The organism is Sphingomonas longa (genome assembly GCF_016892685.1).
Lineage (GTDB): Bacteria > Pseudomonadota > Alphaproteobacteria > Sphingomonadales > Sphingomonadaceae > Sphingomonas > Sphingomonas longa.
Window position 1 is genome coordinate 124224 of sequence record NZ_JAFEMC010000002.1, and the last position, 12482, is coordinate 136705.

Consider the following 12482-nt stretch of genomic DNA (forward strand, 5'->3'; position numbering starts at 1 on the left):
CGTCACTTGGGGGCCGGATCGCCCGCCGCGATCGCCCACGCCTTGCGCTGCATCCGCGACCCGTCGGAGAAGGTGAAGGTCAGGATCGTCGCCCCGCCGGGCTTCAGCGCCGGGTTCACTCCGAACAGCATCAAATGACGCCCGCCGGGTGCGAACACCACATCGCTGCGCGCCGGCACCGCGACCCGGGTCAGCGGCGTCATCGTCATCGTGCCGCCCGGCCCCTTCATGCTCTCATGCATTTCGGTGCGCACGGCGAGGTCGGCGGCGACGTTGATCAGCACCGCGTCCTTGCCCGCGCCGTGCATCTTGAAATAGCCCGATGCGGGCCGGCCGGCGACGGCGGGCAGGCGCACCCACGGGTCCTCCGTCTCCACCGTCTCCGCCTTCAGGCAGCCGGTGAGCATCGCCGCAGCGCACATCACCGGTGCCATCCTCATCAAAAGCCTGCGCATTGCCGCCTGTCCCTTCGCGATACGAAGCACGCACTAGGTTCCACGACTTCTTGCGGCAAGCGGCACGCCACCTATATCGCGCCCATCAACCGGTGATTGCGCCGCCGTAACGGGGCGCGGTCCCAAGGGCCTATTTTGTTTGTTGAGGGGCATCTACGACTCATGGCTAAAGTAATCGGCATCGATCTCGGCACCACCAACAGCTGCGTTGCGGTGATGGAGGGCGGCAAGCCCAAGGTGATCGAGAACGCAGAGGGTGCACGCACGACCCCGTCGATCGTCGCCTTCGCCAAGGACGGCGAGCGGCTGGTCGGCCAGCCCGCCAAGCGTCAGGCGGTGACGAACGGCGACAACACGATCTTCGCGGTGAAGCGCCTGATTGGTCGCCGCTTCGACGACCCGATCACCAAGAAGGACACCGAGCTGGTCCCGTACAAGATCGCGCGCGGCCAGAACGGCGATGCGTGGGTTTCGGTAGGGGGCAAGGATTACAGCCCGTCGCAGATCAGCGCCTTCACGCTCCAGAAGATGAAGGAGACCGCCGAGTCCTATCTGGGCGAGACGGTGACGCAGGCGGTCATCACCGTGCCGGCGTATTTCAACGACGCCCAGCGTCAGGCGACCAAGGACGCCGGCCAGATCGCCGGCCTCGAGGTGCTGCGCATCATCAACGAGCCGACCGCGGCGGCTTTGGCTTACGGGCTGGAGAAGCAGGACGGCAAGACGATCGCGGTCTACGATCTGGGCGGCGGCACGTTCGACGTCTCGATCCTGGAGATCGGCGACGGCGTGTTCGAGGTGAAGGCCACCAACGGCGACACTTTCCTGGGCGGTGAAGATTTCGACAACAAGCTGGTCGAGTTCCTGGCCGAGGGCTTCAAGAAGGACGAGGGCATCGACCTCGCCAAGGACAAGCTCGCGCTCCAGCGCCTGAAGGAAGCGGCCGAGAAGGCAAAGATCGAGCTGTCGTCGGCGGCATCGACCGAGGTCAATCTGCCGTTCATCACGGCCGACCAGAACGGGCCGAAGCACCTCGTGAAGACGATCAACCGCGCCGATCTGGAGCGGCTGGTCGACGACCTGATCAAGCGCACGATCGAGCCGATGAAGAAGGCGCTGGCCGATGCGGGCCTGAAGACCGACGACATCAGCGAAGTCGTCCTGGTCGGCGGCATGACCCGCATGCCCAAGGTGCGCGAGGCGGTGAAGGCGTTCTTCGGCAAGGACCCGCACACCGGCGTGAACCCGGACGAGGTCGTGGCGATGGGCGCCGCGATCCAGGCGGGCGTGTTGCAGGGCGACGTCAAGGACGTGCTGCTGCTCGATGTGACGCCGCTGTCGCTGGGCATCGAGACGCTGGGTGGCGTGTTCACGCGGATGATCGATCGCAACACGACGATCCCGACCAAGAAGGCGCAGACCTATTCGACTGCGGACGACAACCAGGGCGCGGTGACGATCCGCGTGTTTCAGGGCGAGCGGGAGATGGCGGCGGACAACAAGTTGTTGGGCCAGTTCGACCTCGTCGGCATCCCGCCGGCACCGCGCGGCGTGCCGCAGATCGAGGTCACGTTCGACATCGACGCCAACGGCCTGGTCAACGTGTCGGCCAAGGACAAGGGCACGGGTAAGGAGCAGCAGATCCGCATCCAGGCGTCGGGTGGCCTGTCCGACAACGACATCGAGCAGATGGTCCGCGATGCGGAGCAGTTCGCCGAGGAGGACAAGAAGCGTCGGGCCGGTGCCGAGGCGAAGAACAACGCCGAATCGCTGATCCACACGACCGAGCGTCAGCTGGTCGACAATGGCGACAAGATCGACGAGTCGCTGAAGGGTGAGATCCAGACCGCGATCGACGCCGCGAAGGCGGCGGTCGAAGGCGGTGAGCCCGATGCGATGAACGAAAAGGCGCAGGCGCTGGCGCAGGTCGCCATGAAGATGGGTCAGGCGATCTACGAGAAGCAGCAGCAGTCGGAGGCGTCCCCCGCATCCGACACCGCCGACGCGCCCAAGGAAGACGTGGTCGACGCCGAGTTCTCGGAAGTCGACGACAACCACAAGGCGTGATGCACCTCCCGCCGTCGCTCCCGGATCGGAGTGACGGCGGGTTGGTCGAGGGGCAGTGATGAGTACCCAGGTCGACTATTACGAGCTGCTCGAATGCGAGCGCACCGCCGATGCGGGGACGCTGAAGACGGCGTACCGGAAGCTCGCGATGAAGTATCATCCGGACAAGAATGCCGGGTGCAAGGATTCGGAGGCGCGCTTCAAGGCGGTGTCCGAAGCCTATGACGTGCTGAAGGACCCGCAGAAGCGTGCGGCCTATGATCGCTTCGGCCATGCCGCGTTCCAGCAGGGCGGCAGTGGTGGAGGTGCGCAGGATTTCGGCGGCTTTTCCGACATTTTCGAAAGCGTGTTCGGCGAATTCATGGGCGGCGGTCGTGGCGGTCGCCAGCAGGCAAGGCGCGGTGCCGACTTGCGCTACGACATGGAAGTCACGCTGGAACAGGCGTTCCACGGCCATGAGACGGAGATCACGGTCGACGTCTCTGCGCCGTGCGACACCTGCCACGGATCGGGCGCGAAACCGGGCACCCACGCCGCCACCTGCCGCCAGTGCAACGGCCACGGCAAGGTTCGCGCGCAGCAGGGTTTCTTCGTGGTCGAGCGCGCCTGTCCGGTGTGTCAGGGATCTGGTCAGGTCATCGCCGACCCGTGCGGCGATTGCCGTGGCGAAGGCCGCGTGGACAAGACCAAGACGCTGTCGGTCAACGTACCGGCCGGTGTCGACGAGGGCACGCGCATCCGCCTGACCGGCGAAGGTGAGGCGGGAGCGCGCGGCGTGCCGCCGGGCGACCTCTACATCTTCCTGCACGTGAAGCGGCATGCGCTGTTCGAGCGCGAGGGCACGACGCTGTTCGCGCGCGCGCCGATCAGCTTCACCACCGCAGCGCTCGGCGGATCGCTGGCGATCCCCGGCCTCGACGGCCGCACGCACGAGGTGAAGATCCCGGCAGGCATCCAGTCCGGCAAGCAACTGCGGCAGCGCGGTGCCGGCATGCCGGTACTACAGGGCCGCGGCGCCGGCGACCTCGTCGTCCAGATCGAGGTCGAGACGCCGACCAAGCTGTCGGTACGCCAGCGCGAATTGCTGGAGATGTTCCGCGAAACGGAAACCGGTGACGAATGTCCGGAAAGCCAGGGCTTCTTCGCGAAGCTGAAGGGTGTTTTCGCGGCGGAATAGGTCACCGTATGGACGGGCCCGCGGGCGATCTGTGGGCAGGCGCTACACCGTCTTTGCTCCCCTCCATTTGAGGGAGGGGCTGGCGGTGGGGGGAGGCCGGGCGTTACGTTACCCAGTACGCGGCCGGTGCCGTATCGCGAGCCCCCGACCCACCCCCGACCCCTCCCTGTCAGGGAGGAGAGAAGCCGGCGGGATGTCTTTGAGCTTTGCGTCAGGTCGCCTCGACGGCGAGCCGCATTTCTTTACTCCCTCCTTCTCAGGGAGAGGAGAAGCGGGTCCGAACTTTGAGGCGTGCAATCGGAACGGGCGCAGAGGGCAGCCTGCCCGCCCCCTCTCCCGAGAGGGCGGCTGGCCGATGGATCAGAAGGTGGAAACGACCACCCCGACCACCAGCGCCTGTACCGCGATCACCAGCAAGGAGCTGGTCACGGTTTCGAACATACGCATGGTTGGGTCTCCGCTGCCGGAGATATATCCGGCAAGCGATAGATGGCGATCATTGCGGTTTGGCGCAATTTCATAACAGGCTATCGCGATTGCATTCGGCGCACGGGTCGACTCATTCGCGCCCGGTGCGGCGACCGTGGTTGGATCGTCGGGTGGAGCAAACGGATCGGGGTTTTAAGGCGATGAACGCCGACGCATACCAGACTGCCCCGTGCCGTTGGGCGGTCGCGACCGCATGAGTCGAGGCGGCTACCGTCTGACGAAGGTCAGGCCGCGGCCAGCCGCCGGACGAAGCCGTCGGCTTCGTCTTGCAGACGCGCCGCGACGCTGCTGAGGCTGCTGGCGGCGCGGGCGACGCGATCGGACAACGTCTCGGTGTCGCCGGCCATGCGGACGATACCCGAGAATTCGTGGCTCAGCGCGTCGGCGCCGCCTGCGGCGGTGTCGGCGGCCTCTTCGATCAGGTCGGCGGTGTCGCGCTGGCGGGCGACCTCGGCGCGGATCGTTTCCGCCACGTCGGCGACGTCGTCGACGGTGCGGCCGATCGCGGCCAGCGCCTCGCGCGCCTCGCCCGCACCCCCGGCGATCGACCCGGCCAGCGATCGAATCTGGTCGGTCGCGCCCGTGGTCTGGCCGGCGAGCAGTTTCACCTCCCCCGCGACGATCGCGAAGCCGCGGCCGACTTCGCCGGCGCGGGCCGCCTCGATCGTGGCGTTCAGCGCGAGCAGGTTGGTCTGCCCGGCGATCGCGCTGATCGTGTCGGCGAAGCCGCCGACGGTGGCGGTGCGCGAAACGAGGGCATCGACCGCCTGATGGCCGGTGTTGCTGAGTCCGCGTGCCGCGCCGCTCAGGCTGGCCTGACGTTCGACCGATCCGCTGATCGTCGCAATCGAGCGGCTGAGATCGTGGACCCGCTCCGCCAGGCGCGCCGCGCTGCGTGACGATTCGCTGACGGTATTGGCTGTCCCGGCGGCATCCCGGCTGGTCTGTTGCGCCAGCTGATGTAGCGCCTTGGCCGACGCATCGAGGTCGGTGCAGGCGGTACCCATCGTCTCCACCACGCCCGCGATCGACCGGCGAAAGCCGTCCGCCAGCGCGACCAGTTCGGTGCGGCGTGTCTCCGCGGCGGTACGTTCTGCGGCTTCGCGGCGGGCGGTCTCGGCCTGTGCGCGCTGCTCCGCGGCATGGGCGGCGTCCAGTGCGTGCTGCGTTTCGGTGCGGCCGGCGATCGCCGCCTCGGTCAGCCGGCGGCTCTCGCCCTGCACCTCGCGCCGGTTTTTCAACAGGCGGCGCAATTGCGCGGTGATGTAGCTGAGCGCGGTGAACTGCAACAGCACGGCCGTCCCGTGGAACAGCACGCGACCGATGCCGGCCTGATCGGCGAACACCCATTGCGGCATGACCCACTCGCCGATCAGATGGTGGACGAGGATCAGCCCGGATGCGAGCAGCAGGGGCCGCCAGTCGCACAGCAGCGTCAACGCCGCGAGCGCGACGAAGAAATACATATGCCCGTCCATCTGCCAGGCATGCCCGGTCAGCATCATCACCAGCAGCGCCGGATGCGCCGCCGCCAGCGTCGCGACGGTCAGACGGGCGGGCAGATCGTGCCGACGGTTGTGCAGGATCAGGGTCGGCGCGGCGTTGATGACGATCCCCGCGATCGTCACGGGCAGGGTCAGCGTGCTGCCGACCGCCAGCCCCAGCAGCGTCAGGACGAGGGTCGCGCCCCAACCCGCGATCACGATCATGCGGATGCCGTGCAGCCGCAGCGGGGCGAGGTCGAGCACCTCCTCCGGCGTTTCCCGGGACATCATCGGCCGCACCAGATTCCGGGCGCCGCGACGGCGAGTACGCCGCTCGCCAGCAAGGGCCGAAACAGTCGCGCGCGTTCGCCGCGCACGATCAGCGTACCGGGGAGGGGGCCGAGCCCGCCGATGCGCGCACCGTGATCCAGCGCGAGGTCGACGATCGTGGCGGCCCGCTCTGCCGTCAGCGGCACCAGCAGCATCGCACCGTCCGCGGGCGGCATCAGGACGCTGCCCCCCAGCAACATGACGACCGCCGCGCCTTGGAACAAGACGAGGCGATACGGATGGGAAATCGCTGGCGACATGCCCCGGAGGATGCCTCCGAAACCGTTAATTCGGGGTTAGGAAAACGCCGACGACCCCAATATCCGGCTGAAAGGGTTGAGGATGCCGGCCCGGGGCCGGCGTCCCTGGGCTATCAATCGGCGGTCCCGAATACCCGCGCGAAGATCGTGTCGACATGCTTGTAATGGTAAGCGAGGTCGAAGCGCGACGCGATCTCGTCCTGCGACAGGGCCGCGGCGACCTCGGGGTCGGCCTGGAGCAGTTCGAGCAGCGACAGCGCGCCGTCCGACTCCCACACTTTCATCGCATTACGCTGCACCAGCCGGTACGCGTCCTCGCGGCTGACGCCGGCCTGCGTCAGCGCGAGCAGCACGCGTTGCGAATGGACGAGCCCGCCCATCTTGTGCAGGTTCTTCGCCATCCGCTCCGGATAGACGACCAGCTTGTCCATCACCCCGGTCAGCCGCGCCAGCGCGAAGTCGAGCGTGATCGTGGCGTCGGGGCCGATATAGCGCTCGACCGAGGAGTGGCTGATGTCGCGCTCATGCCACAGCGCGACATTCTCCAGCGCGGGCGTGACATAGCCGCGGACCATGCGGGCGAGGCCGGTCAGGTTTTCGGTCAGCACCGGGTTGCGCTTGTGCGGCATCGCCGACGACCCCTTCTGGCCGGGGGAGAAATACTCCTCCGCCTCCAGCACCTCGGTCCGCTGCAAATGGCGGATCTCGGTCGCCAGTCGCTCGATCGAGCCCGCGATGACGCCCAAGGTCGCGAAGAACATCGCGTGCCGGTCGCGCGGGATCACCTGCGTCGAGACCGGCTCGACGGTCAGGCCCATCTTCTCCGCGACATAGCTTTCGACGAACGGATCGATGTTGGCGAAGGTGCCGACCGCGCCGGAGATCGCGCAGGTCGCGACGTCCGCCCGCGCCGCCACCAGCCGCGCACGATTGCGATCGAATTCGGCATAGGCCTGCGCCAGCTTCAGCCCGAACGTCACCGGTTCGGCGTGGATGCCGTGGCTGCGGCCGATCGTCGGCGTCAGCTTGTGCTCGATTGCGCGGCGCTTCAGCACCAGCAGCAGCGCGTCGATATCGGCCAGCAGGATATCAGCGGCGCGCGCCAGCTGGACCGCGAGGCACGTGTCGAGCACGTCGGACGACGTCATCCCCTGATGCAGGAAGCGCGCCTCCGGCCCGGTGCGCTCCGACACATGCGTCAGGAAGGCGATGACGTCGTGCTTCGTTTCTGCCTCGATCGCGTCGATCCGTTCGACATCGAACGGGCCGGCGGCGGCATCCGCCTCCCAGATGCGGGCTGCGGCCGCTTTCGGCACGACGCCCAGTTCGGCCAGCGCGTCGGTCGCATGCGCCTCGATCTCGAACCAGATGCGGAATCGTGCCTCGGGGGTCCAGATCGCTGTCATCGGCGCGCGGGAATAGCGTGGGATCATGGCTGGCGTTCGTCCTGACAAGGCCACGAGTCATCGTGGGAATTCGCGGCAAACCCGCGGATTCGCGTGCCCTAGCATCCGTGCCGGCCGCCAGCAAACTTGCGCCTGCGGAACCGGGTTCTTAAATAACGGTTGTAGCAAGCAGAGATCACAACGTCGGCATCAAGGTTTAACCAAGGGTGCCGGTCGTAATTCGGAAGGAGAATATCAATGATCCGTACGATCTTCCTCGCAAGTGCGATGACTATGGCGGCTCCGGTACTGGCGCAGACGGCGACACCGCCGGCGCAGACCACGACCGCCAACCCGGCAGCGCCGACAACGTCTGCGACGACTGGAGCCGATCAGGCGACGACCGGTCAGGCTGCGCCGATACAGACGGCGCCTGCCACGACGGCGCAGGCGCAGCCGGCACCGACGACTCCGGCCGATCCCGCCCAGCCGGCGGTGGCCGATGCGACAGCGACGCCGGGTGCCGCTCAGGGCGATCAGGTTGCGCAGGCGGTCGACACGCAATTCGCGCAGTATGACAAGAACGCCGACGGCAAGCTCGACAAGGTCGAATTTTCGTCGTGGATGGTCGCGCTGAAGACCGCGAGCGATCCGGCGACGAAGGCCGACAGCCCGGCGACCAAGAAGTGGGTCGGGGCAGCGTTCGCGCAGGCCGACAAGAATAAGAACAGCAGCCTCGACAAGACCGAGGTGACGGGTTTCCTGGCGCAGGGCCAGTCGTAATCCCTCAGCCGCCCTACGCTTCGGCGTAGGTTAGCCGCCGACGCCGCCGAATCCCCCCCTCCCGGCGGCGTTTGGCGTTTCGGTCCCGTCAGATCAGCCCTTGCGCCCGCAGCGACGCATGCCCGTTCGTGCCGATGATGACGTGGTCGTGCACGGCGATGTTCAGCCGCTTGCCAACCTCCATGATCGCGCGGGTGACATCGATATCCGCGTGGCTAGGCGACGGATCGCCGGACGGGTGATTGTGGACGAGGATCAGCGACGCGGACCCCAAGTCGATCGCGCGCCGGATCACCTCTCGGACATAGACGGCGGTCTGGTCGACCGATCCCTTGCTCATGATCTCGTCGCGGATCAGGATGTTGCGCGTGTTCAGGTGCAGCACGCGGAAGCGCTCGACGCCGTGATGCGCCATGTCCGCGCGCAGATAGTCGAGCAGCGCCTGCCAATTGCCGAGCACCGGCCGCGCCGCGACGTTCGCCGCCAGCAGCCGCGTCGCGGCCGCCTGCGCGATGCGGATCGCCGCGGCGCTGGTTTCGCCCATGCCGTCGATGCGCAGCAGCGCCTCGCTCTCCGCCGCGAACAATCCGCCCAGCCCGCCGAACTCGCGCAGCAGCGCCTTTGCCAGCGGCTTTGTATCGCGTCGGGGCAGCGCCAGCGCGAGCAGATATTCGACGATCTCGTGATCGAGCAGCCCATTGGCATCGGTTAGCAACCGCCCGCGCAGGCGAGCGCGGTGACCACTGGCGTCATGGGGTTCGGGCTCCGCCATGCGCCACTGGCTATCACCGATGAAAGCGCAAGTTCAACATGAGTCAGGAACCGGCCGCATTGCCGTTGTCCCACTCCGGTTCCTTCTCTAGGAACACCTGCTGACCGCGAACGGAGCGACGGATACGTGGAGGACGACAACGACGCCGTTCCCTCCCTGCCGATCCGTCGCCGCTCCATCCGCCGCCGCGCGGCGATCGCATTGGCGCTCGTCGTCGTTGCGGGCCTGATCCTGCTCTGGGTCGAGCGCCGCCCGATTGCGGGCCGCTTCGTCGATCGCGAACTCGCCGCCGCGGGCGTGCCGGCGACCTATACGATCGCCGATCTGGGCCTTGGGCGGCAGCGGCTGACCGATGTCGTCATCGGCAACCCGGCCGATCCCGACCTCGTCGCCGACTGGATCGAGACACGGACGGAGATCGGCTTGTCCGGCGTTCGCCTCGACGGCGTCCGGGCGGGGCGCGTCCGTATGCGGGGACGCCTGATCGACGGTCGCCTGTCGCTCGGCGCGATCGATCGCCTGTTGCCCGCCGGTCCGAGCGGACAGCCCTTCACACTGCCGGCGCTCGACGTCGAGGTGGCAGATGCGCGGCTACGGCTGGAAACGCCGGTCGGGCTGCTGGGCCTGAAGATCGCGGGGAGCGGGAAGCTGGACGACGGATTCCGCGGCACCGTCGCCGCAGTCGCCCCGACGCTCGCCGCCGGGGGGTGCAGCGTTGCCGGCGGCACCGCCGCCGTGCGCCTGACGATCGACGGCGGGCGTCCGCACATCGTCGGACCGGTGCGCGCGAAAGCGGTGGACTGCAGGCAAGCCCGGATCGCCGCGCCGGGCGCGAACATCGACCTTACCCTGTCCAAGGGGCTCGATCGCTGGACCGGCACCGCCCGTCTCGCGACCGGTGCCACGCGGGGGCAGGGGGGCGTCGTACAGTCGATCGCCGGCGACCTCAGCTTCGCGGGCGACGCGACGTTGACGCAGGGCCGACTGGACGTGGTGGCCACCGCAATGCGCCATCCCGGCGTCACCGCCCGGCGCGTCACGATCGCGGGCGATTACGGCATCGGCCGCCGTCTCGCGTTTCAGGGACGCGTCGCAGCGGACGGAGCCGTCCTGGCCGCGTCGCTGCTGCCGAATGTGAGCGGGGCGGGGGCGGGCACGCCGGTGGCTCCACTCGTCCGCGCCGTTGCCACCGCCGTTGCGCGCGCGAACCGGGACATGGCGCTGAGCATCGACCTCGCCGCCGCCACTGGCGCAATACGCATCAGTCGTGCGACGCTGTCGTCCGCAAGCGGGGCGCGGATGTCGCTCGACGGTGTCGTCTCCGCCGATGCGCGTGGCCTGACGCTCAATGGGACCGTCGCGACCCGCGGCGGTGGCCTGCCGAGCGCGCGCGTATCGCTGATGCAAGCCGGCCCCGGCGCAGCGATCCGCGGAACCGCCCGCGTCGAACGCTACGCCGCCGACGGTGCCAGCCTGGAGCTGACGCCGGTCACCTTTTCCGCCACGCCCGGCGGCGCGACGCGGATCGCGACGACGGCGACGCTCGACGGGCCACTTGGCGATGGCGAGGTCGAGGGCCTGTCGCTGCCGCTCGACGTCGGCTGGAACGGTCGGACGCTGGTCGTCGGTCGCGGCTGTGCGCCGCTCGCGTGGCGGGCGCTGCGCATCTCGGGGCTGACCCTCGACCCGGCGCGACTGGCGCTGTGTCCGACCGGGCCGGCGCTCGTGACCGTCAGCAGTGGGCAGATGTCCGGCGGGGCGCGTCTCGCCGCCAGCGAACTCACCGGTCGGCTGGGTGGAACGCCGCTGCGCGTGGCGACCGGCGGCGCAACGCTGGGTCTGGCGGATCGTGGCTTCACGCTGACGCAGGTCGCAGCCCGCTTGGGCGCGCCGGATCGCCAGACGCGGATCGAGGCGGCTACATTGTCGGGTATGATCGCAAACGGCGGCGTTGCGGGGACATTCGCCGGTGGAGGCGGAAAGATCGGTGCGGTGCCGCTGATCCTGTCCGCAGCGGACGGCCGCTGGGCGCTGAAGGGGGGCGTGCTCGACCTGACGGGGGCGCTGACCGTGTCGGACGCGCAGACCGACAACCCGCGGTTCCGGCCGATGCAGGCGCGTGGTGTCGCACTCCGGCTGGCTGGCAGCGCGATCACCGCGACCGCTATGCTGCACGAGCCGACGACCGGCACGCGGGTTGCGGACCTCCGCATCGGCCACCTCCTGTCCAGCGGTATGGGCAGTGCGGACCTGACCGTGCCCGACTTGTCCTTCCGTGAGGGATTCCAACCCGAACTGCTGACTCCGTTGACCTTCGGCGTCGTCGCGGAGGTGCGGGGCAATGTCCGTGGCGCCGGGCATATCGCCTGGGACGCCCAGCGCGTGACCAGCACTGGTCGCTTCACCACCGAGGCGCTCGATCTGGCCGTCGCATTCGGACCCGTCACCGGCCTGTCGGGCACGATCGTGTTCGACGACCTGCTCGGGCTGCACACGCCGGCCGGTCAGGTTGCGCTGGTGAAGACGGTCAATCCCGGCATTCCGGTGTCCGATGGCACCGTGCGGTACCAGTTGCTCGGCGGCGTCCGGGTCGGGGTGGAGGGTGCACGCTGGCCGTTCGCGGGCGGCACATTGACGCTCGACCCGACCGTGCTGGACTTCGATGCCGCCCGCCAGCGCCGCATGACCTTCCGCGTCGACGGGGCGGGTGCGGGCATCTTCCTCCAGCAGTTCGATTTCCAGAACATCGACGCCAGCGGCACGTTCGACGGCGTCCTGCCGATGGTGTTCGACCAGAGCGGCGGACGGATCGAGAATGGCCGCCTGTCCGCGCGTCCGGGCGGTGGCAGCCTCGCCTATGTCGGCACGCTGTCGCAGCAGGAGCTGGGCACCTGGGGCAACCTGGCTTTTCAGGCATTGAAGTCGCTGAAATATCGCAGCCTGTCGCTGGTGCTGAACGGCCCGCTGACCGGCGAAATGGTCACCGACGTGCGCTTCGCCGGTATCAGTCAGGGGGCGGGGGCGAAGTCGAACTTCCTGATCCGCCGCCTCCAGAAGCTGCCCTTCGTGTTCAACATCCGCATCAAGGCGCCGTTTCGCGGCCTGCTCGATTCGGCGCAGTCCTTCTATGATCCGCGCCGGCTGATCCAGCGCAACCTGCCGGCGTTGCTGGAGGAGCAGAACAAGCGCGCCGTGCCGCCTTCGCGGCCGGCGGCGACAACTCCACCCGTTCAGACCCCCGAAAGCGAGACGATGCGATGAACCGTTCGAGGTTGACGAC

General features: G+C 68.0%; 9 protein-coding genes. 4 read left to right on the forward strand and 5 right to left on the reverse strand.

The genetic code is table 11. From position 1 onward, the window contains the following. Positions 1–2: 2 nt before the first annotated feature. Positions 3–485, reverse strand: a complete 483-nt coding sequence (locus tag ILT43_RS06630) for a copper chaperone PCu(A)C domain-containing protein (protein WP_204196828.1) — start codon at positions 483–485, stop codon at positions 3–5. A 132-nt stretch (positions 486–617) separates the two neighbouring features. Here ILT43_RS06630 and dnaK point away from each other — a divergent pair, with 132 nt between their 5' ends. Together dnaK and dnaJ are read left to right on the forward strand one after the other, a co-directional pair. Further along, the gene (gene dnaK / locus ILT43_RS06635) at positions 618–2522 is read left to right on the forward strand and encodes a molecular chaperone DnaK (RefSeq protein WP_204196829.1); all 1905 of its coding nucleotides are present in this window, start codon (positions 618–620) and stop codon (positions 2520–2522) included. 58 nt (positions 2523–2580) lie between these two features. After that, on the forward strand, positions 2581–3699 hold the full coding sequence (dnaJ, locus tag ILT43_RS06640; protein WP_204196830.1) for a molecular chaperone DnaJ: 1119 nt from the start codon (positions 2581–2583) through the stop codon (positions 3697–3699). Between the two features lie 713 nt (positions 3700–4412). Here the strand turns inward: dnaJ and ILT43_RS06645 are convergent. The 3 genes from ILT43_RS06645 to purB form a co-directional block, all read right to left on the reverse strand. Then, positions 4413–5963 carry a methyl-accepting chemotaxis protein gene (locus tag ILT43_RS06645; protein ID WP_204196831.1) on the reverse strand — a complete coding sequence of 517 codons (1551 nt, stop codon included), beginning with the start codon at positions 5961–5963 and terminating at the stop codon, positions 4413–4415. Beyond that, entirely contained in the window at positions 5960–6262 is a 303-nt protein-coding gene (locus ILT43_RS06650; protein WP_204196832.1) for a hypothetical protein, read from the reverse strand. Before ILT43_RS06650 ends, ILT43_RS06645 begins: the two co-directional genes overlap by 4 nt. A 113-nt stretch (positions 6263–6375) precedes the next feature. Then, positions 6376–7695: an adenylosuccinate lyase gene (gene purB / locus ILT43_RS06655; RefSeq protein WP_204196833.1), complete on the reverse strand. Its 1320-nt coding sequence runs from the start codon at positions 7693–7695 to the stop codon at positions 6376–6378. Positions 7696–7905: 210 nt separating this feature from the next. Here purB and ILT43_RS06660 point away from each other — a divergent pair, with 210 nt between their 5' ends. Then, on the forward strand, positions 7906–8430 hold the full coding sequence (locus ILT43_RS06660; protein ID WP_204196834.1) for an EF-hand domain-containing protein: 525 nt from the start codon (positions 7906–7908) through the stop codon (positions 8428–8430). Between the two features lie 88 nt (positions 8431–8518). Here the strand turns inward: ILT43_RS06660 and radC are convergent, their stop codons facing one another. After that, positions 8519–9202, reverse strand: a complete 684-nt coding sequence (gene radC, locus ILT43_RS06665) for a RadC family protein (protein WP_204196835.1) — start codon at positions 9200–9202, stop codon at positions 8519–8521. 126 nt (positions 9203–9328) lie between these two features. Between radC and ILT43_RS06670 the strand changes: the two genes are divergently transcribed. Further along, on the forward strand, positions 9329–12463 hold the full coding sequence (locus ILT43_RS06670; RefSeq protein WP_204196836.1) for an intermembrane phospholipid transport protein YdbH family protein: 3135 nt from the start codon (positions 9329–9331) through the stop codon (positions 12461–12463). Positions 12464–12482 lie beyond the last annotated feature (19 nt).